This is a genomic window from Pseudenhygromyxa sp. WMMC2535, assembly GCF_011083025.2.
Map to the genome: position 1 here is coordinate 5,029,096 of NZ_JABJWV010000001.1, position 20,428 is coordinate 5,049,523.

At 71.3% G+C, this 20,428-nt stretch carries 16 protein-coding genes; 6 read left to right on the forward strand and 10 right to left on the reverse strand.

Annotated elements, in window-relative coordinates; genetic code table 11:
* Nucleotides 1-13: 13 nt before the first annotated feature.
* The gene (locus G6O69_RS19690) at nucleotides 14-1,615 is read right to left on the reverse strand and encodes an alkaline phosphatase D family protein (protein WP_172305061.1); all 1,602 of its coding nucleotides are present in this window, start codon (nucleotides 1,613-1,615) and stop codon (nucleotides 14-16) included.
* A gap of 265 nt (nucleotides 1,616-1,880) precedes the next feature.
* Between G6O69_RS19690 and G6O69_RS19695 the strand changes: the two genes are divergently transcribed.
* Both G6O69_RS19695 and G6O69_RS19700 read left to right on the forward strand, forming a co-directional pair.
* A complete protein-coding gene (locus tag G6O69_RS19695) occupies nucleotides 1,881-3,110 on the forward strand; it encodes a hypothetical protein (protein WP_172305062.1) in 1,230 nt (409 codons plus the stop codon).
* A 443-nt stretch (nucleotides 3,111-3,553) separates the two neighbouring features.
* Nucleotides 3,554-4,183: a peroxiredoxin gene (locus tag G6O69_RS19700; RefSeq protein WP_172305063.1), complete on the forward strand. Its 630-nt coding sequence runs from the start codon at nucleotides 3,554-3,556 to the stop codon at nucleotides 4,181-4,183.
* 59 nt (nucleotides 4,184-4,242) lie between these two features.
* On the opposite strand, the gene G6O69_RS19705 is transcribed toward G6O69_RS19700, so the two are convergent.
* The gene (locus G6O69_RS19705) at nucleotides 4,243-4,899 is read right to left on the reverse strand and encodes an NAD(P)H-binding protein (protein WP_172305064.1); all 657 of its coding nucleotides are present in this window, start codon (nucleotides 4,897-4,899) and stop codon (nucleotides 4,243-4,245) included.
* Nucleotides 4,900-5,368: 469 nt separating this feature from the next.
* Here G6O69_RS19705 and G6O69_RS19710 point away from each other — a divergent pair, with 469 nt between their 5' ends.
* Nucleotides 5,369-5,893, forward strand: coding sequence for a hypothetical protein (locus G6O69_RS19710; protein WP_172305065.1), 525 nt, complete (start codon nucleotides 5,369-5,371; stop codon nucleotides 5,891-5,893).
* Nucleotides 5,894-6,006: 113 nt separating this feature from the next.
* On the opposite strand, the gene G6O69_RS19715 is transcribed toward G6O69_RS19710, so the two are convergent.
* Complete coding sequence (locus tag G6O69_RS19715) at nucleotides 6,007-8,244, reverse strand: protein kinase (protein WP_172305066.1); 2,238 nt, start codon at nucleotides 8,242-8,244, stop codon at nucleotides 6,007-6,009.
* Nucleotides 8,245-8,416: 172 nt separating this feature from the next.
* On the opposite strand from G6O69_RS19715, the gene G6O69_RS19720 reads away from it, so the two are divergent.
* Both G6O69_RS19720 and G6O69_RS19725 read left to right on the forward strand, forming a co-directional pair.
* The gene (locus G6O69_RS19720) at nucleotides 8,417-9,124 is read left to right on the forward strand and encodes a phenylalanine--tRNA ligase beta subunit-related protein (RefSeq protein WP_172305067.1); all 708 of its coding nucleotides are present in this window, start codon (nucleotides 8,417-8,419) and stop codon (nucleotides 9,122-9,124) included.
* Between the two features lie 60 nt (nucleotides 9,125-9,184).
* The gene (locus G6O69_RS19725) at nucleotides 9,185-11,197 is read left to right on the forward strand and encodes an ATP-binding domain-containing protein (RefSeq protein ID WP_172305068.1); all 2,013 of its coding nucleotides are present in this window, start codon (nucleotides 9,185-9,187) and stop codon (nucleotides 11,195-11,197) included.
* Between the two features lie 16 nt (nucleotides 11,198-11,213).
* On the opposite strand, the gene G6O69_RS19730 is transcribed toward G6O69_RS19725, so the two are convergent.
* The 3 genes from G6O69_RS19730 to G6O69_RS19740 are packed head-to-tail and all read right to left on the reverse strand — an operon-like array spanning nucleotide 11,214 to nucleotide 13,910.
* Nucleotides 11,214-11,933, reverse strand: a complete 720-nt coding sequence (locus G6O69_RS19730; protein ID WP_172305069.1) for an NAD-dependent deacylase — start codon at nucleotides 11,931-11,933, stop codon at nucleotides 11,214-11,216.
* A complete protein-coding gene (locus G6O69_RS19735) occupies nucleotides 11,930-12,139 on the reverse strand; it encodes a DNA gyrase inhibitor YacG (RefSeq protein WP_172305070.1) in 210 nt (69 codons plus the stop codon). Before G6O69_RS19735 ends, G6O69_RS19730 begins: the two co-directional genes overlap by 4 nt.
* Nucleotides 12,140-12,146: 7 nt before the next feature.
* Nucleotides 12,147-13,910: a signal recognition particle protein Srp54 gene (locus G6O69_RS19740; RefSeq protein ID WP_172305071.1), complete on the reverse strand. Its 1,764-nt coding sequence runs from the start codon at nucleotides 13,908-13,910 to the stop codon at nucleotides 12,147-12,149.
* Between the two features lie 86 nt (nucleotides 13,911-13,996).
* Between G6O69_RS19740 and G6O69_RS42255 the strand changes: the two genes are divergently transcribed.
* On the forward strand, nucleotides 13,997-14,923 hold the full coding sequence (locus G6O69_RS42255; RefSeq protein WP_172305072.1) for a DMT family transporter: 927 nt from the start codon (nucleotides 13,997-13,999) through the stop codon (nucleotides 14,921-14,923).
* A 38-nt stretch (nucleotides 14,924-14,961) separates the two neighbouring features.
* On the opposite strand, the gene G6O69_RS19750 is transcribed toward G6O69_RS42255, so the two are convergent.
* From G6O69_RS19750 to G6O69_RS19765, 4 genes are read right to left on the reverse strand one after another with little or no spacing between them, the layout of a single operon-like run.
* Entirely contained in the window at nucleotides 14,962-17,769 is a 2,808-nt protein-coding gene (locus tag G6O69_RS19750) for a hypothetical protein (RefSeq protein WP_172305073.1), read from the reverse strand.
* Nucleotides 17,766-18,500, reverse strand: coding sequence for an RDD family protein (locus tag G6O69_RS19755; protein ID WP_176396968.1), 735 nt, complete (start codon nucleotides 18,498-18,500; stop codon nucleotides 17,766-17,768). Before G6O69_RS19755 ends, G6O69_RS19750 begins: the two co-directional genes overlap by 4 nt.
* Nucleotides 18,497-19,237, reverse strand: coding sequence for an RsmE family RNA methyltransferase (locus G6O69_RS19760; RefSeq protein ID WP_172305075.1), 741 nt, complete (start codon nucleotides 19,235-19,237; stop codon nucleotides 18,497-18,499). Before G6O69_RS19760 ends, G6O69_RS19755 begins: the two co-directional genes overlap by 4 nt.
* Nucleotides 19,234-20,241, reverse strand: coding sequence for a 50S ribosomal protein L11 methyltransferase (locus G6O69_RS19765; protein ID WP_172305076.1), 1,008 nt, complete (start codon nucleotides 20,239-20,241; stop codon nucleotides 19,234-19,236). Before G6O69_RS19765 ends, G6O69_RS19760 begins: the two co-directional genes overlap by 4 nt.
* Between the last annotated feature and the right edge of the window lie 187 nt (nucleotides 20,242-20,428).

Below are 20,428 nucleotides of genomic sequence, written 5' to 3' on the forward strand. Positions count from 1 at the left end.
GCCCCCAGGCGGATCAGTCCTGGGTCAGGTCTTGATTGTAGTCGTCGCCACCTTCGGGGTTGATGAAGCGGACATTGACCGCGTCCAGGGCGGGGTCGAAGGTCAGCACGCAGCCGCGCGGGTCGCCCACGCCGTAGTCGAACTGGGTCGACAGGCCCAGGGTGTCACCGGCGAAGTTCGTCCGCCCGCCGGTCACCGCGATCTCGCGGGTCCGGGCCGAGAGCGTGGTGCCCATGGGCTCGAGGCGCGAGACGAAGCAGACGTGGAAGTCGCCGGCGATGAACCAGACGTTCTCGATCTGGTGGTCGTCGATGAACGCGAGCAGGGAGTCGCGCGCGCCTGGGAAGCCCTCCCAGCGGTCGTCGGCGGCCACGTCCCACAAGATCGGCATGTTGGTGATCGGGACCGAGTTGAGGATGACCTTGAAGTGGCAGGGGCTGGCCATCAGGCCCTGCTCGAGCCAGTCCATCTGCGCCTGGCTGATGTACTCGCCCAGCGAGGGCCGCCGCTCGTAGCGGCAGTCGAGCACGAAGAACTCGACGCTCAGGCCCCAGCGAAAGCTGCGCCACAGCTTGTAGTCCTCGGCCTCGGCCTGCGCGATCGGCAGGACCTCGAAGTAGGCGTTCAGGGCGTTGTCCTTCTTCTCGAGCTGAGCGGGGTCCTCGGTCTCGGGGTCGAAGGCCGAGTTGTCGGTGATCTCGTGGTCGTCCCAGGTCGCGTAGAGCCCGGCGAGGGCGTAGACCGACTTGAAGCCCTCGTTGCCGAGGTACTGCTTCCACTTGGCTCGATACTCGTCGCGGGTGAACGCGCCGTCGTTGTAAGCCATGTCGCCGAGGTGGCAAAACACGTCGTAGTACTCCTCGGCGGTGCGCTCGAGGGCTGGCCAGTCGAAGCTGTTGCCGTTGCAGGCCGAGATCGCCACGACCACCGGCTCGAGCGAGTCCTCGGCGATCGCCGTGCGGAACTCGGCCACGCGGCTGCGGGCCGTGAGCTCGCCGTCCTCGTCGCTGAAGTAGGCGTAGCGGTACCAGGTCCCCGAGCACAGCCCGTCGACGCCGAGCTTGGCGTAGCCGTCGGCGTCGGGCACCACCTCGCGCTCGGCGATCAGGTCGATGACCCCCGGCTGGTCGCTGGGCCGCCACACCCGCAGCAGCCTGGGCGCGGCGTCCTCGATGTAGACGGCGAGCATGACCGAGTCGGGGCGCATCTCGCCGGCCATCAGCGCGAGCGGGAAGCCGAGCTCGTCGAGGGCCACGGCCTCGGGGTCGAAGTCGATCAGCTCGCCCTCGCACTGCTCGAGCGGCTCGCCGGTGTCGGTCTCGGTCTCGCTGTCCGTGCCCGTCTCGGCGTCGGACTCGGCCTCGTCGCTGCCCGTGTCCGACTCGCTGGTCCCGATCTCGTCGAGGCCGGCGCTCTCGCTGCCCGCGCTCTCGTCCTCGGAGCCTGCCTCGAGCCCGGCCCCGTCGTCGGCGCAGCCCACCGCGATGCTCGCGGCCGCGGCCGCGCCCATGCGCAAGAAGGTGCGGCGATCGACTGGCTCGAGGGCGTCGCCCTCGGGGGCCTGCGCGGCGTCAGGGGTCTCGAGATCCTCGGGCAGCTCGGGGGGCAGGGACATGGCGAGACCATGATGCCGAGGCTGGCTCGCTGAAGATATTGCAAAGTCGTCGAGGACCCCGCGCCTGGACCCTTTCGAGTCTCCTGCGTCGCGCACGAGTCTGTGTAGTTGTGTTTCCCGGCGGCTTTCGTGGCCGCGAGCTGCTGCGTTGGCGGCGAGCTGCAATAGGATTGGCTAGAGCCGTGGACCCCGAGGCCGCGCCTGTTGGTTCCCACGAAGGTGGGAGGCGTGGGCGTCACGGGGCGTATTCGGTGAGGAGGACGAGATGCGTCGAGATTCGAAGATTCTGCCTGCGTTGGCGTTGTCTGGGCTGCTCGCGCAGCTGTGCTGTGGGTGCGCCGACGATGCGGGCGAGGGCGGGGGCGAGAGCCAGGCCGACGAGGGCGACGAGAGCGAGGGTGAAGGCGGGGAAGGCGAGAGCGCGGGCAGCGAGAGCGCGCCGGGGGAGGGCGACGCGGCACAGACCGAGGCGGGCGAGGGCGCGGTTGGGGAGGAGATGACGGCCGAGGCCGAGTCGAGCGCCGACCAGGGGGCCGAGGCCCCCGCCGAGGGGCTGCTCGCGCACTTCGAGGACGCGGGCTTTCGCGTCCAGGAGGGCGTGGTCACGTCCTTCACCGTCGCGGACTGCGAGCTCCTCGACGACTGCTACGGCAACAACCCCTCGACGCCCTATCTGCTGTTCAGCGTGCCGGCACACCCGGATCAGCCGGTCGCCCTGGGCCCCGGATCGGTCGGCGGCGCGCCCAAGATCCCCGCGAACATGAGCTCGTCCTACCTGCTCGCCGCCAACGAGGTCGTGGTCATCCACGGCCAGACCCCGCCCGCGGCCAGGTACTTCGGTTTCACGCCCTACCTGTTCTCGCGCGTCGACGGAGAGGGGGAGCGGATCTCGGTGTTCGCCAGCCTCGGCGACACGCTCAACCTCGTCAACGCGGGCACGGGGCCCGGCGGGCCGTTCTCGGCCGAGATCGCGGTGATCGCCGGATCGGACGCGGACGCGGTTGCGGCCGCGCGCGGGGCCCTCGAGGCCGAGGGGGTCCCCGGCGAGGCGATCAACGAGCTGGTCTTCCCCCAGGCGCTGGTCGACTTCGGCCTCGATGAACAAAGCGCGGACGCGACGATGCTCCTCGGTCGCGTGGCGCTCTACGAGGACGCCGCGGCCGGGGCCGCCTACACCGAGGCGCCGCCGCTCGCGGTCTATCGCCTGACGCCCGAAGGCAGCGGGGCCGCCCTGGCAGCGCCCGCGCGCACCCCCCGGGGGATGGGGTCAAAGAGACCTCGCTGCTGCCGGCCCTCAACGCCCTCGACGCGGCGATCGTCGACAGCTTTGGCGAGGCAGACTTTCAAAGCGTCGGCATCGCGAGCTCGGCCCTCGTCGCGATCCCCATCGATCCGCAGCGCTGCATCGACTTCGTCACCGAGTGCTTGGGAGACAACGGCGACGCGACCTACGCGGCCGGACCACTTTCGGTATTTCAGGGTACGGGCAGCCTGAACCTGGGCCCAAACGACTACTTCGTCGCTTTTGGGGTCAACCACGCCGCGGCCGGTAAGGCCACATACTCCAACGCCGGGCTCTATAGTCAGCAATCACGCGTTGGTGTGGCGGCGATCAACAGCGATCAGATGCAAGGCAGCGCTTTTGCTTACCTACCCAATCACCCAAATGCGGATCAGCTTTGGGCTCATGAGATTCGTCGGGATTGCACGGGCAGGGAGAATTGCCTGACGCTGCCCACGGCGTTCCCGGGCGTGGCGCTCGACGACAGCGTGTTTTTCATCTTTCGGGCCTATCTAAACCCAGGGCTCACGGTCTCGCCGGATCACGACGAGCTGCTGACCGAGCGGGTCTACGTGGTTCGCGGGGGCTGAGGACCTCGGGCAAAGGGGGAGCGCAGCGGTCTCCGGGTCGGTCGCGCGGAGGCTATGCTCGCGGCCATGGTTCTCAGGCTTGGAGACGCTGCCCCCGACTTCAGCGCGCAGACGACACAGGGCGAGCTTCGCCTTCACCAGTGGTTGGGCGACGCGTGGGGCCTGCTGTTCTCGCACCCCAAGGACTACACCCCGGTGTGCACCACCGAGCTAGCCCAGATCGCCAGGCTCTCGCCCGAGTTCGCGCGCCGAGGCGTGAAGGTGATCGGTCTGTCGGTCGATCCCCTCGAGGAGCACGAGGACTGGATCCGCAACGTCGGCGCGGTCATGGGCGTGGACCTCGACTTCCCGCTGATCGCCGACCCCGATCGCAGCGTGGCCAACCTCTACGGGATGCTCCACCCCAACGCGGCCGACACGACCACGGTGCGCACGGCCTTCATCATCGACCCGGCCAAGCGGATCCGGCTGAGCTCGAGCTACCCGGTCAACGTGGGCCGCAGCTTTGGCGAGCTGCTCCGGGCGATCGACGCCCTCCAGCTCGGCGACCATTACCCGGTGGCGACGCCGGCCGACTGGCAGCGCGGCGATCGGGTGATCGTCTCGCCGCGGCTCTCGGACGAGGAGACGCGCCGGCGCCTGGGGGAGTTCGAGGCTGTCTCGCCCTACCTGCGCTTCGTCGACCAGCCCGACTAGAGCGGCGATCGGTGCTCCAAGCCTGGGGCTCTTCAGCCCCTCCGCAGCGCGCACTGGTGCTACTCGCGGACGAGGGCGGCGACGGCCTCGGCGACGGGAGTCTCGCCGTCCGTGAGCTCGATGATCTCGCGGCGGATGGCCGGGGTGTCGACGAGAGCGGCCAAAAGCGCGGCGACGCTGCCGCGGGCGACGTTGCCATAAGGGAGGGCGAGGCCGGCCGCCACGCGCCCGTCGCCGTCCGCGTGGACCAAGGTCCCGGGGCGGAGGATCACCCAGTCGAGCTCGGTCGCCGCGAGGGCGGCGTCGGCCTGCTTCTTGACCTGCATGTAGAGCTCGAAGCCGGGCCTGATCTCGAGGCCCCGCCTGGCCTCGGGGAAGGCGGAGACCAGCAGGAGCCGGCGCAGCCCGAGGGCGCGCATGGCCGCGATGACCGTGACCGGGCCGTGACCGTCGATGGTGCGGGTCCGCTCGGGGCCGCTGCCGGCGGCGCCGGCCGAGAACACGATCACGTCGTGATCGCGGATCAGCTCGATCGCCGCGTCGACGTCGAGGGTCATGAGGTCACCGAGCACGGGCTCGACACCGGCCGCGCGCAGGGCCTCGGCCTGGGCGGGGTCGCGGTGCAGGCCGCTGACGCGGTGGCCTGCGGCGATGAGCAGGGGGCACAGGCGGTGGCCGACGCCACCGGTCGCTCCGAAGATGAAGACGCGAGACACGGCCGACTCATGGCAGCGAGGCGAGCAGAGATCCAGCCGTGGCGCTGGCGAAGGATCAGTGGCGGAAGCGCCTGGGGTGGAGCTGTTAGGGAAATGGCTGGCTTTGGCGGTGTGAGCGCTGGCGTTCATGTGTGAGTTTTGCGCGGGGCGCGGCGCCTCAGCGAGCGAGCGATGCATGTTCTGTCGGTGATAAACGCGAATCGTCGTTGTTGGAGAGTTGATGATTGTTGTGATCTCGAATGTTGATGTTGTCTTGACGCTCAGCGGGGCGAGTGGGAGGCTGTCGGGGCGCTGGCGTGGGTGTCATGTCAGGGCGAGTGGCGTAGCGCCTTTGGTCATGAAATGACCCATGGCGCCTCCTCCAATGCTCGGCGAGCTCGAATCGACGTTCGTGCCCCCGTGTGCGCCGAATCATGCCAAATGAGCTGAATGCAGCTCGTGAAACAGTAGAGAAACAAGGAGAACAATCATGGCCGTATCCAATGTCGTCGTCTGCCGTCCTTTCCTCAGTGAGGTCGAGTGGGCCAAGAAAACCGTCATCGAGATCAACGACTACAAGTCCAAGAACTGGGCCATTGGCCTCAATGGCGACACCGGTAAGCCCGATGGGTTCACCGTCTCCTTCGCCGAACGCGACATGAACTTCGTCACCTACATTCGCGGCGCGGGGCTCTCGATCGGGTCGCCCGCGGCCTACGATCAGAACATCGCAATGCTGACGACCTACATCGATCGTGAGCGCCAAGAAGAGGTCTCGAGCGTCAACGGCGTGATCTCGCAGCTCAACGACTACAAGTCGCGCAACTGGGCGATCGGTCTGTCTTGGCCCGATGGTCAGCCGGACGGCTTCACCCGCTATTTCGCGGTCCGCGAGCTTCCGATTCAATACTACTTGCGTGGGAACATCTCGGTCGGCGAGCCCTCGGCCTACGACGCCAACATCAAGACCCTGCAGGGCTACCTCGAGAAGGTCGGCAACGCCAAGCTCGGCTGATCCGAGCCGAGCCGGCGCGACGAGTGGGGTGCGCTCGCGCGGCACCTCGCTCGTCGAGTCGCGCTCGGTGCGTGCGTGATGCACAGGAGCTTCGTGGGGCTTCCCCGCGCACACTAGCGTAGCCGCAGGGTGTAGGTGTCTCGGCCGCCCTCGACGGTGGCGGGGAAGTCGATGCGGTAGACCTGCCGGACCACGCAGCGCCCCAAGTTGGTGTCGCCAAGGCCTCCGAGCACGCGGGCGGCCTCGACCTCGCCGCTGGGCTTGACCTTGACGGCGACCTTGAGGGTGCGACGCATGCGAGAGTCGAGGCAGTTGCTGACGATGCCCGCGCGCGCGGAGACCATGGCCTCGCGGAAGTCCTTCTCGCTGAGCCGCTGGCCGCGGGCGCGGGTGGGGCCCTGGGACACGGGCTCGGGCACGAGCTCGGCGAGGACCTCGTTGACGTCCTCGGGTCGACCTGCGGCGATCGGCTTGGGCGTGGGCTTTGCGGGCTCGGCGGAGGCGGACGCGGCGCCCGGTCCGGCGGCGCCTGGCTGGGGCTCCTGCGCGGTGGTCGGCGCAGTGTTGGCGGCGAGCTCGTCGCTGTCCTGGCTGCCTCCGAAGATCCGCCAGCCAGCGAAGCCCAGCAAGGCGAGGGCGAGCAGGGCGACGACTCCGAGCTCGAGGGGTCCAAAGCGCCGGCGCTGGCTCGGCGGCGTGATGCTGGCGATGGCGGAGGCGTGAGCTGGATCGTCGAGCTGAAGCGGCGTGGGGGTGGGCTCGGATCGCGCGAGCCCGGCGGTGACCACGGGGGTGGTCGGTCGCGGCGAGGTGAAGGGCGTCGGCGGAGCGCTCGGGGTCTTGGAGTTGATCTCGCCGGATTGGGCGGCGAGGGGATCGGCGGGCTCTTCGAGCGCCTCGAGCCCCGCGTCGTGCAGGGCCTCGATGGCCGAGTCGATGGCGGCGGCGGTGGTGTCGTTGCGCAGCGGTGCGGTGTCGATGCTCGACTGTGGAGCCTGCGGGGCGGCCTGGGAGTCGCTCGACTCGAGGGTGGGCAGCGGCCTGGTGGGCGGGCCGCGGCGAGTCGCCGACTTGGTGAGCACGGGCTCGGGGGGCGGCGTGGGCTCGACGCGGCGCTGAGCCTTGGTCGTGGTCGTTGGGATCGCCGCTGGGACGCCCGGCGTGGCCGAGCGCGCGCTGGGGAGGACCGGGACGGGCTCGGTCGGCTGCGCGCTGGGTCGGTGGATGCGGCCGGCCGGCGGCCTGCGACCGTCGGCCGAGGGCAGCTTGGGCGGTCGCGGGGTCTTGGGCGCGGACTTTGGACCGATGCCCAGGTGGGTCTTCTTGGTCTCGCTGGCGCGGGCAGGGGGCTTGGGCGCGGCCGGCTTGGGCGCGGCGGGGAGCTTTGGCTTCGCGGCTGGCTTTGGCTTCGCGGCTGGCTTTGGCTTCGCGGCTGGCTTTGGCTTCGCGGCTGGGGCTGCCGGCCGCGCCGGTGACGTGGGGGCGGTCGGCTCGGCGCTCTCCACGAGGGCCGTGAAGGTGCTGCGGAGCTCCTCGACGCTGGCGAAGCGCTCGCCGGGATCGCTGGCCAGGGCGAGGTGCAAGAAGGCCTCGACCTCGACCGGCGCGCCGCCGGGGCGGGCGAGCTCGGGCAGGGCTCGCCCGCGGGCGTCGAGGACCTGGGCGCGCGTGCCGGTGATCGGCGGGGCCCCGGAGACCAGCTCCCAAAGCAATAGGCCGAGGGCGTAGGTGTCGCTGCTCGCGGTCGGCGGCTCGTCGCGCAGCTGCTCCGGGGAGAGGTAGGCGGGATCGCCGAGCAGCGAGCGGGTCGTGCTGTCCCCGCGAGAGGTGCTCGCGCCAGCCTCTCCAACCAGCGCCCGGGCGAGGCCAAAGTCGACCACGTGCACGCGATCACCCGGGGCCAAGAGCACGTGCAGCGGGTTGAGGGCGCCATGCAGCACGCCCTTGGCGTGGGCGGCGACGAGGGCGTCGCAGAGCTGCGTGGTGATCTTTTGGACACGCTCCCAGCTCAGCGGCGCCTCGGCCTCGAGCGCCGCTCGCAGCGAGCGCGCGTCGGAGTGCTCCGGCATGACGAGGAAGAGCCGGCCGTCGAGGTCCTCGCCGTAGTCGGTGAGGTCGACAATCGCCTCGTGCTCGACGCTGGCGGTCGCGCGCGTGTCGAAGAAGCGCTCGCGGACGGACTCCTGGGAGAACGCGCGTTCGAGACGCAAGAGCGCCACGCGCAGATCCATGGCCGTGTCCTCCGCGAGGTAGACCTGGCCAAAATCGCGCTTTTCGCAATAGCGAATGATCCGGTAGCGGTGACCCACTACCGCGTCGGGATCGAAGACGTCCCCGTGATCACTGCTCATTGCTCGAGTGGTCGTGGACTGGTTGGGCGCTGCGACCACGAATTTCGCCCGAAACGCAGGGTATCAGACAAGTTCACGTTTGACAGATGAAATATGAGTTGGGGAGGACACTTTGTCCGAGGAATGTGTCGGTTCATGCAAGCTGCGGCGGGGATTGCATAGACTTTCGGCGATGCGGATCTCCGATGAGCCGATCGCGCTGACCTGCGAGCCCCACCCGAGCCTGTGGCTCGGTGCCTTCGTCGCCCGCTTCGACGCGAGCTTGGAGGCGACGCCGAGTCCCACATGGTTGCGCGCGGGCCTACAGCTCGACGCGGCGCAGCTCGACGCGACCCCCGAGCTCGCCGGGCGCCCGCAGCCGGCGCCCGACGACGCCCTGCGCAAGGCCGTCCGTGATCTGCTGCGCCACGGCGGCTTCAAGCCCGCGGGTCGCAGCAAGCCGGCCTGCGAATTCCTGCTGCGCGCGGCGACCCGCGGCGAGCTCGGCTCGATCAACCTCGCGGTGGATCTGTGCAACGTCGCCTCGCTCCACGCCGGCGTGCCGATCAGCGTCGTCGATCTCGAGCGCGTCGAGGCGCCGCTGCGCGTGGGCGTCGTCGAGCAGGGGCGCTACGTGTTCAACGCTTCGGGTCAGGAGATCAGCCTCGACGGGCTGCTGTGCCTGCACGACGCCGCGGGGCCCTGCGCCAACGCGGTCAAGGACAGCCAGCGCAGCAAGACCCACGCGCAGACCCGCGAGACCTTGTGCTTGCTGTGGGGGACGCAGGCCTTCGCGGCGCGCTGCGAGCAGGCCCTGGCCTGGTACCGCGCGCTCCATCGACACGCTGGCGCGAGCCTCGGCGAGGTCGCCATCTCCATCCCCGATTCGAGCCGATCCTAGCGCGTCTCCGAGAAAACTTCGAGTCTTGCGCCGGCGGGCGGCTTGGCGCAGATCGTGCGAATGGCTGCGCTCGCCCGTCCCTCGCTTGGTCGCCCCCCGAGCCCCCCCGAGCTCGCTCGTCTCGTCGAGCTCGAGGGCCTGTGCGCCGCGCTGTGGGAGCTCAAGCCTGGCGCGCAATGCCTCGGGCGCCTGCGGGTGCGCAGCGCCGGGCGGACCCGCGACCTGCTGCTCGGGGGCGAGTCCTTCGTGCGCGGCGGGGTCGGGATGATCGACTGGGAGCAGGCCCCGCTGGCCGAGGTCTTCTTCGCCAACGAGGTCGGCGACGAGTACGAGGTCGAGCTCGACGACGACCACGCCATCGAGGGGGAGGTGCTCGCGCGGGAGCTGCTCGTGGTCGCGGCAGGGCGGCTGGCGGTCGTCGATGACGGGGAGCTGCGCTTCGTCCGGGTCGAGAGCGGGGGGGATGCAGCCGTGTGCTGGCGCGTCGAGCCTTCGCAGCTGCGCTCGCCCCTGGTCCCCCGGGACAGCCGCGAGCGCGACCGGGTCAGCTCGCCGATCGAGGTCGAGCTCGATCCGGTGCAGCGCGGCGCCGTGGAGCTCGAGCCCGGGTGCAGCTTGCTGATCCTCGGCGAGGCCGGCTTCGGCAAGACCACCGTCGCGCTCCACCGCCTCGCGCGGCTGCGCGCCCAGGCTCGCCGCGAGCGACCCAAGCCGCAATTTCGTGCGCTGGTGCTCGTGCCCACGCCGGGCCTGCGCAACCTGCTGACCGCGCTGCTCGAGCGTCTGGGGGTCGACGACGCCGAGGTCGAGACCTTCGCGGGGTGGATCGCCGCGCAGGGTCGCCGGGCCTTTCGGGACCTGCCGGCGCGAGACAGCCGCGACACCTCGCTGGCGGTCAGCCGGGTCAAGCGTCACCCCGCGCTGCTCGAGCTGCTCCCGCGGATCGTCGCCAAGACCGAGGCGATGCGCGAGCTCGAGGCTGGCTACCGCGACGACGAGCGCGTCAAGATCCGCGACGACCTGCTGCACCTGTTTGGCGACCGCGCGCTGCTCGACGAGCTCGTCGCGAGCAGCGGCGGCGAGCTCACGGCCGGGATGGCCGCCCAGGTGATCGCCCACACCAAGATCCAGTTCTCGCCGACGAGCGAGCAGCGCTACGCCCACGTCGACGCCGACCGGCTCCAGACCGTCGACGGCCTGGCGATCGACGAAGCCACCCCCGACCAGGACGCCGAGAGCCTCGACGTCGAAGATTTCGCGCTGCTCTTCGAGCTCGAGCGCCTGCGCCGGGGCAAAAACCCCAAGCTCGCGCGCTACGATCACGTGCTGCTCGACGAGGGCCAGGAGTTCGCGCCGGTCGAGTTCGCGGTCATCGGCCGAGCGCTGGCGGCTCGCGGATCCCTGACCCTCGCCGGCGACGCCAACCAGCAGGTCGACGAGACCCTGCGATTTTGCGGCTGGGAGCGGGCGCTGGACGAGCTCGGGGTCGCGACGCGGACGCAGCGGGTGACCTTGAAGGAGAGCTACCGCTGCCCGCCCGCGCTCGAGGACTTCGCCCGCCGGGTCGTGGATCCGCAGGCGGGCGCGGGGCAGCAGTCGGGGGGCGTGGCCGTGGACGACCCCGCGCTGTGCTTCACGCCCGCGGCCCACGAGCTCGATCTCCTCGCCCGGCTGAGCGCCGCCCTGGCCGAGCTGCGCCGTCGGGATCGCCTGGCGAGCGTCGCCGTGGTCTGCCGGCGGGCGGCCTCGAGCCGGCGGATGTACGCGCTGCTCGAGCGGGCCGTCGACTGTCGCCTGGTGGTCGACGGGGACTTTCGCTTCACGCCGGGGATCAGCGTGACCTGCGTCGACGCGATCAAGGGCCTGGAGTTCGACATGGTCGTGCTCCCCGACCTCAACGCGGCCAGCTACGCCGCGGACGCGGCCTCTCGCCGGGCGCTCTATGTCGCGGCGACCCGGGCGATGAGCCGGCTGTGGCTGCTGTGGGCCGGGCGGCCCTCGCCGCTCCTGCAGGCCGCCGGGGTCGAGCTCGACGCGCTCGGCCGCAGCCCTGGCGCGCCTCGTCGAGCTTGAGCGGCGCGCAGGTTGCTCAGGGATCGAGCCCTGCGCAGAGCGCCGCGAGACCCTCGGTGGCGGTCGTCCGCAGGTGGTGATCGTAGGCGTGGCTGATCGGCGTGTCCTCGGGGTTTATCTCCACGAGGGTGGCCCCGCCGCGCTTGGCGATCAACGGCATCTGGGCGGCGGGGTAGACCACCGCCGAGGTGCCGATCGAGACCAGCAGATCACAGGCCGCGAGCGCGTCGGCGACCTCGCGGATCACCGCCTCGTTCAGCGGGTCGCCGAACCACACGATCCCCGGGCGCTTGTAGGCGTCGCCGCACGCGGGGCAGCGCAGCGCGAGCACGGGGGCGGCGTGGTCCTCCTCGGACCAGCCGCAGGCCTCGCAGTGGACGCGCCACAGGCTGCCGTGGAGCTCGAGCACGTCGACGCTGCCGGCGGCCTGGTGCAGCCCGTCGATGTTCTGGGTGACGACGCGGACCGAGGGCAGCTGCTGTTGGCAGCGAGTAATCAGCTGGTGCCCGAGGTTGGGGGCGCACTTCGAGACGAGGCCGCGGCGGTAGTTGTGGAACTCCCACACGTACTCGGGGTCGCGCTCGAAGGCCTCCTGGCAGGCGCAGTTTTGGTAGTCGTAGGACTTCCAGATCCCGCCCTTGCCGCGGTAGGTGGGCACGCCGCTCTCGGCGGACATGCCCGCGCCGGTGAAGAACACCACGCGCTCGAAGTCGCGGATGTCGAGGGCGGCGCTCACTCGTGGTCGTCGGGGCCCAGCGGCCGGCTGATGCGGTAGTCCTCGTCGAGCCAGCGCCCGAGGTCGACCATCTTGCAGCGGTCGCTGCAAAAGGGGCGGTGCGTGGTCTCGGGGCCGGCCATGTGCTGCTTTTTGCAGGTTGGGCAGCGGTAGCGCCTGGTCGCCCCGGCGGGCGCGGTCTCGGATCCTCGGGCTGGCTCGCTCATGGTCGCCTCACTTGCGTCGGTTCTTGCGCCGCGCCTTGTTGGCCTGCTTGCGCTTGGACTTGGTCTTGGTCACTTGCTTGCCGCTCTTTTGCTTGCCGCCCGGATCGGCGCCGCCGAGCAAGCTGGCGAGGTCGGGCATGCCCGCGCCGCCGGGCATGCCCATGCCGCCGGGCATGCCCATGCCGCCGGGGAGCCCGGGCATGCCACCGCCGCCGCCACCCATGAGCGCCTGGAGGGCGTCGGGGTCCTTGGCGAGCTTGCGGACCGCGTTCATCTGCTTCATCTGCTTGAGGCCGGGGATCTTGCCCATCAGCCCCGAGCCGCCCATGAGGTCGCCGAGCATGCCGAACATGTCGCGCATGACCATGAAGCGCGAGACCAGGCCCATGACCTCCTCGCCCTCGCGGCCCGAGCCGCGCGCGACCCGGTTCACGCGGCTGTCGACGAAGTCCTCGGGGTCGAGGGCCGAGGGATCCTTGGCCTTCTTGGGCCGCTTCTTGCGGCGGCTGAGCTTGCTGTGCGCCGGCGTGGAGGTGCGCGCCTCCTCCTGCAAGAAGAGCTCGGGATCCCGGCGCTCTTGCTTGGTCATGGAGTTGATCATCGCCTCGATCTTGACCAGCTCGCCGTCGTCGGCGGCCTGCTCGAGCACCTCCTCGGGCAGGTCGCCGCCAAAGAGCGAGCCGAGCGGCATCTTGTCGACGAGGTCGCGCAGCGAGCCCATCGACTGGATGGTCTTGATCTGCTGGAGGAAGTCGTCCATCCCGAAGCCGCCGCCGAGCATCTTCTCGGCGTCGGCCGCGGCCTGCTCCTCGTCGACGACCTCCTGGAAGTCGTTCATCAGGCCGACGAGGTCGCCCATGCCGAGGATGCGCCCGGCGAGGCCCTCGGGCCGGAATTCGTCGAGCTTGTCGAGGCCCTCGCCGATGCCGAGGAACTTGATCGGCTTGCCGGTCGCGGCCTTGATCGACAGCGCCGCGCCGCCGCGGGCGTCACCGTCGAGCTTGGTCAGGATCACGCCGGTGAGCTCGAGGCGCTCGTCGAAGGCCTTGGCGGTCTTGACCGCGTCCTGGCCGATCATCGCGTCGATGACCAGCATGATGTTGGCCGGGTGGACGCTGGCCTGGATGTTCTCGAGCTCCTCCATCAACGCGTCGTCGACGGTCAGGCGCCCGGCGGTGTCGTAGATGATGTAGTCGAAGCCCTTGCGCGCGGCCTCCTCGGTGGCCTCGCGGCAGATGTCCACGGGGTTGCCCCCGGGCTGGGCGAAGACCGGCACGTCGAGGCGCTGGCCGAGGACCTGGAGCTGGTGGATGGCGGCCGGGCGGTAGACGTCGGCGGCGACCAGCATGACCTCGTGCCCTTGCTTTTGCAGCTTGCGGGCCAGCTTGCCGCTGGTCGTGGTCTTACCCGAGCCCTGCAGGCCGACCATCATGATCCCGGTGATGCCCTTGCTGGCCTGGGCCAAGCTGGTGTCGACCGGGCCCATGAGGTCGACCAGCGCCTGGTGGCAGATCTGGACGAAGTGGTCCTCTGGGCGGACGCGGATCGTCTTGTTGTCCTTGCCCTTGGCGGTGAGGCGGACCTCCTCGCCGAGGGTCTGCTCCTTGACGGCGCGCAGGAACTTCTTGACCGTACGAAATTCGACGTCGGCCTCGAGCAGGCTCAGGCGCACGTCCTTGAGGGCCGCGTCGACGACCTCTTCGGTCAGCTCGCCCTTGCCCGTGAGGCGCTCGCGCGCGGCCCGAAAACCCTTGGAGATGGTCTCGAACACGCAGTGGAGATAGCACAAGTGTCGGGGGGCTTGCCCACTGCGCGGACCTGCTTGCCCGCTGCTCGGAACTAGAGGAGCCTGGACAGGTGGCGACCGCGACCCCCGGCGATGCCCCCGAGCGGGCCGCAGGCGTGGCCGTGGCCCTCGCGGTGGCGGTGGTGGCGATCTCGACGGCCGCGCCGGCGATCCGCCTGACGCCTCCTCTGCGGCCCGAGGCGGTGGCATGCCTGCGGGTCTCGGTGACGACCCTGGCGCTGGCCGTGCTGACCTTGCCGGCGACCGCGCGGGCGCTGCGGCTGCTGATCGCCTCGCCGAGAGAGGCCAAGCTCACGCTGCTCGCGGGGCTGTGCCTGGCGGCGCACTTCGAGGCGTGGATCGCCTCGCTGTGGATGACCTCGGTGGTCCGCTCGGTGGCGCTGGTCACTACCCAGCCGCTGTGGGCGGGGCTGCTGGCGCGGGCCGTGGGCGACGAGGCGCCGCGGCGGATCTATCTGGGCGCCCTCGTGGCGGTGGCTGGCACGGTGATCATGGCGGCGGAGCCCGGCGCGCTGGCTGGGGGGAGCTGGCGAGGAGATCTGCTCGCGCTCTCGGGCGCGCTCACGGCGGCCGTGCACCTGGCGATCGGCCGCCATGTCCACGCGCGCCTCGGCGACGCCCTGCCGGTCGAGGGCTACTTCGTGATCATGAACCTGGTCGCGGCGCTGGCCCTGTGGGCGGTCGTCTTCGCCCGGGGCGTGGCCGTGACGCCGGCGCAGACTGGCGCAGGGGCCACGGCGCTGCTGGCGATCTTGTGGCTCGGGCTGATCCCCGGCGTGATCGGCCACGGCCTGCTCAACTGGTCGGTGCGCCGGGTGCCGGTGCACACCGTGGCCATGGCGGTGATGCTCGAGCCGGTCGGCGCCGCGGGCATCGCCTGGCTCGCCCTGGGGGAAAGCGTGGCGCCCCGCGAGGGCCTGGGCGCGCTGGTCCTGCTGGCTGGCGTCGGCCTGGGCCTGCCGCGGCGACGCCCCTGAGCGCTCGGTCGAGCGGAGCGCTCTGCCGAGCGGAGCGCTCAGCCGCCGAACTGAGCCCGGCCGTCGGCGTTCCACCACTCGACCCACTTGCGGATGCCGATCTCGCGCTCTTGCTTGCTGCCCGCGGCCAGGAAGTTGATGCGCTGGCCGGTGATCCGCCGGAGCTCGTCGGCGGCCCAGCGGCGCACCGAGAGATCCTTGTGGGCGAGGCTCGAGATGATCCACTCGACGCGGTGGTGGTGGGCGTTGTCGCCGTACCAGCTGCGCCAGCGGTGCGGCTTGAGCCCGAGCTGCTGCCCGGTGACCGAGCACAGCGACTCGAGCGCGGCCTCCTGGATGTAGCGCTCCTTGCTGGTCAGCAGATCGATCAGCTTGGCGACGGCCTGGATGTCGCGGACCGTGCCCACGGCCCGGGTCGAGTGCAGCTGGCGCGTGCGGTTGGGGCTGTCGAGCTCGCGGCGGATGGCCGCGACGGCGGCGTCGAAGCCCGGCTCGCCCGAGTAGGTCTCGAGCACGCGCATGGCGATGGCGCGCACGTCCGCGTCGGGGTCGAAGGCGAGCTCGCCGAGGGCCGAGACGGCCGCCTCGAAGCGCAGCTCCATGAACACGAAGGCGACGTAGAAGCGGACCGTGGGGTTGGGGTGATCGACGATCTCGAGCAGGTAGGACCCGAGCACCTCGCCGAGATCGAGGACCGCGCGGATCAGCGGGCCGTGGGCCGGCAAGGGCGGGAGCGCGTCGAGGTCGCGGCGGGCCACGTCGAGCTCGCCGGGGAATTTTTTGATGATCCGCCGGAAGGCCGGGTCGCCGAGGCGCAGCAGGTGCTCGATGGCTGACCCGCTCCCGCGCATGGCCTCTTGGATGGCGGCGTCGATCTCCGCCTTGGTGTCGTCGCGGCGCGGGCGATCTTCGTCGTCGAGCTGGATGCGGCCGCGCATGGACGCACCGGCGTCGGACTTGCCGGCGCCGAGGGGCGGCGAGAGGGCCTCGACGCCCCGCGACTTGGGGCGCGGCGAGGCGCCCGAGTCGGCCTGGGGGACGCGGACCGGGGGCTTGCTGTCGGGGACACCCGGCGCGGAGCTGGGGACGCCCGCGGGAGGGAGGGGCGGCGCGGAGCTGGGGACGCCCGCGGGAGGGAGCGGGGGCGCGGCGCTGGGCAGCGGCGGCGGGCTCGGGATCGGGCTGGGCCCAGAGGACGCGTGCGCGGAGGCGGGCAGGGGCCCCGACTGCGGCGGCTCGGGGGAGGCGACGGTGAAGGGGGCCGAGGGGGCCCTGGGCGAGCCGACCGGGGCCGAGGGCGGGCGAAAGAGCGGGCCGGTGCCGGGCGGTGGCGCGCCAAAGGTCAAGGTCGGGCCGGAGCGAGGCCGCGGCGGTTCGAAGGCCGGCGGGCTGGCGACCGGGCCCGAGCTCGGCGTGGGCGAGACGGGGATCGGCGCGGGCGTGGGCGAGACGGGGATCGGCGCGGGCGCGGGCGCGTCGGGGATCGGCGCGTGCTTGACCGTGTTGGGGGCGGTCTGCGGGCGCGCGACCGGGCTCGGGGCGCTGCCGCCCTCACGGATGTTGCGGAGCACCAGCTCGAGGGTCTGGCCGGCGACCTCGCACAGGTCGCTGGCGGCCGTGATCTCCTCGGGCGCGAAGGCCTCGCCGTCGCGGTCGAGGTAGAGCATCAGCACCGGGCGCTCGTGAACCTGGATCGGCAAGAAGATGCAGGGCACCGCGACCTCCTGGCCGACGGCGATGCGCAGGTCGAGGTCGACCACGCGATCGAAGCTCGCCTGACCCTCGATCACGGCGTCGACCTTGGGGCTGATCTCGACGAGCTGATCCTTGGCCTCGGTGATCTCACCGGGCGAGTCGAGGCCGCGCAGGCCCTCGCGCTTGATGCCGAAGAGCGCGACCCGAGGGCTGAGCACCATGGCGGCGCGGACCAGCGCGTCGGTGGTCTGGTCGCGCTTGGTGGCTCGAGCCAAGGTGCTGCGCGGGCCGGCGAGGCGCTCGCGCAGGGCGTCGGAGATGGGCGCGCTCGCGGCCGCGCCGAGGGGCGGCGCCGAGGCAGCCGCCGATGTCGATGTCGATGTCGGCGGGCGAGGGGAGGCCGGCGCGTCGAGGGGCGGGAGCTCGTCCTCGTCGTCGTCGGTCAGCGGGGGGAGCTCGTCCTCGTCGTCGTCGGCGACGGGCAGGCCGTAGAGGAAGGTCGAGCTGCGCTGGCCGGGCTCGGCTGGCGGCCGATTCTTGAGCACTGGGCTCGAGGGCGGCGCCGGGGCGTCCGTGGGCGGGACGGCGAAGGGGGCCGTCTCCGAGGCCACGCTCATCCACGGCGCGGGCGCGCCGGCCTCTCGCTTGGGCGGCTCTTCACCCTGCTCTCGACGCTGGCGCATGGCCTGGATCCACCGCAGCGCCAAGATCGCGTAGCGCTGGGGGATGACCGAGGCGCTGCGCTCGGCCGCGAGCTTGGCCAGGCAGGCCTCGCAGGTGACGAGGACCTCGACGTGCTCCACGGCGCGCTCGAGGGCCGCGCGCTGATCCGCGGGGATCTCGGGGTGGATGGCGACCTGGATCATGCCGTTGTGCCTGCGCAGGGGCATGACCCAGCCGAGCTGAGCGAGGTCCTCGGGGAGCGCGTCCCAGGGCCGCTCGGGCCCGGGCTCGAGCACGGCCACGGGGACCGCCTCGCAGCGGTTGGCCGCGCACAGCTGGGCCTCGAGTTCGTAGGGATCGATGAGCTCGAGCTCGAGCAAGACGGTGTCGAGGGAGCCGCCGTAGATCTGTTGACGGCGCCGCGCCGACTCGAGCGCGCGCTCGTCGACGAGACCAGAGGCGCGGAGCTGATCGAGCAACTGGGTCACATTGACCTCACGACGTAGGTGCCCGCGACGAGGTCATGGAAGGCTCGTCGCTCGCTGTCGAAGGCGATCCACAGCGGACCCAGGGCGGCGGCGAGGGTGCCGACGACCTGGGCGAGGGTGCGCACGATGGCGACCACGGGGCCTGGGCGGCCGCCGTGGCGATCGATGATCCGCATCGCCAGCACGCGCTGGCCGAGGGTCTGCCCGGTCCACAGGGTCATGAACATGAAGTAGAGGGCTGCGAGCACGATGAAGGGGCCGGCGCGCCGGAGCAGGACGTCGAGGTCCGTCGCGCCCACGGTCAGCAGGAGATCGATACCGCGGGCGTTGGGCGCGAGGGGGAGGGGATGCGTGACGCGGTGGATCGCCCAGCTCACGGGGCCGGCGGTCAGCGCGAGCAGGCCGAGGTCGATGGCGCCGGCGGCCAGGCGCCGCCAGAAGCCCGCGACCTCGGCGCTGACGCAGGGCAGGCCGCAGTGAGGGCAGCGCGGCTCGGGCTCGGCGGCGAGCTCGCGGGGGAGCTCGCCGTCACAGTGAGGGCAGGGCATGGCCCGGCGGCGCAGGGGCAGATCTTCGCTCACGCGATCCCTCCTGCTTCGCTGCGGGCGGCTCGGCGGCCACGCGGGGCGAGCTTCGAAGTCCCCTGAAGCACAGGCCGACACTAGCAGGCCGCGCAACTTCACACCACGGGCCGAGGACCCGGCGCGGGTGTCCCCGGTGCGGGTGTTCACCGCAGGAGCCGAGTCAGCCCCGCGACGACGGCCGTGGGCGTCCGCAACACCCAGGGACCCAGGCCCAGGGGGCTGAAGCCCGAGGCGCGCAGGGCCTCGACCTCGGCCGCGTCGAGGCCCCCCTCGGGGCCGACGAGCAGGCGCAGGCCCGGCTCGATCGAGGCGCTCGCAGGCACGTTTTGGGCGGCCTCGGGTCCTCGCTCGCGCTCCCAGGCGAACCACCCCGGGAGGTCTGCGCGGTGGGCCAGGGCGCGGGCGAGCGGCCACGGCTCGTCGAGGCCGAGGATCCGCGGGGCCCGTGGTCGTCCGCACTGGCGCTGGGCAGCCCGGAGCACGCGATCCACCCGCTGGACCGAAGGTACGCGGCCCTGGCTGCGGGCGCAGCGGATCAAGATCACCTCCGTGGCCGCGAGCTCGCTCGCCGCGGTCAGTGACTCCAGGGTCGCTGGGGTGTCGGGGATGCCGAGCAAGAGCACGCGCTCGGGCAGCTGGGGCGTGGGCACGAGGACCTCGACCTCGACCTCGACCTGGCCACGGCCTCCGTCGGCACCGAGCACGCGCGCGCGCCACAGCCCGCCGGCGCCGTCGAAGAGCTCGAAGCGGTCGTCGGGGCGCAGGCGACGGACCTTGAGCAGGTAGCGCGACTCCTCTGCGTCGAGGCGAAGGCGGGCGCCCGGCTGGAGCCCGTCGCTCGCTCCTGCGCTCGCTCCCGTATCGGCGAAGGCGCGGACGCTCATGGGTCTCCGGCGCGGCGCAGGGCGAGGGCCGTCCACCCGCCCTCGCTGCGCCGCGCGAGCTCTTCGACGGCGCCGGCGTAGGCGGGCAGCAGCGCGTCGACCTCTTCGTCGAGGATCCCCGAGAGCACCAAGGTCCCGCCGGGCGCGAGGCCGGCGATCAGCGTGGGCGCGGCGGGGCCGAGCACCGAGGGGCGGATGTTCGCGAGCAGCAGGTCCACGGGCGCCCCGGGGAAGGCCCCCGTGGCCAGGAGATCCATGGCCACGGCGGTGATCCGCGGGCCGGACTCGGGCTCGCCGAGCGCGAAGCCGTTCATTGTCAGGTTCTCCGCGCTGGTCTCGACGGCCTCGGGATCGAGGTCGACGAGGACCACCGAGGCGAGCCCGGGGAACAGGCGCAGCGCCGCCAGCGAGAGGATCCCCGAGCCGCAGCCGAGGTCGGCCAGGCGCGCGGGGGCCTGGTCGACGAAGCCCCCGAGGTCGACGAGGAGCTGGAGGCACAGGCGCGTGCTCTCGTGCAGGCCGGTGCCAAAGGCCCGGCCCGGATCGATGATCACCTCGAGCTCGGGGTCGCCGTCCTCGCGGGGGATCCAGCTCGGCCGGATCATCAAGGCGGCGGTGTCGGAGCGAAAGCGCAGCGAGCGATAGTGGCGCTTCCACACGTCTCGCCAGTCATCGCCGGCGTGGTGCTCGAGGGCCGTGGAGGTCCGCGCGCCGAGGGTGGTAGCGAGCGCAGCGATCGCGGACAGGACCGCCTCGTGATTGACCGGCGTGGTGTAGACGACCAGCTCGGGGACCTCCGGCGCCTCGAAGTCGGGGCCCTCGGCGATCGCGTCGGGGTCGCGGCACTCGACCCCGCCCACGTCATCGCGCTCGGCCAACAAGGCCGCGAGGCCCTCGAGGGTCTCCAGGGCCTCGGCCTGGCTCGGTGCGGGCTGGTCTGGGCTGGGGCTCATGCGCACGCGGATCGTGGTCCACGCGTCTGGCGCTCGCTCGAGGTCGGTCACGCGGTGATTCTGACTCCTGGGCGCCCGGGGTGAAACCCGTCACGACCCCGGGCTCACCTCCGAGCACCGACGCCCGTGTCCCAAAATCTGCGCTATGCCCGATAGGGCGGCGCCCAGCGACTCCGAGCACGGCTGCCAGTCCGCCTGGGTTCCATCCTGGGTGGATTTTTCCTTTGAGATTGAAAGG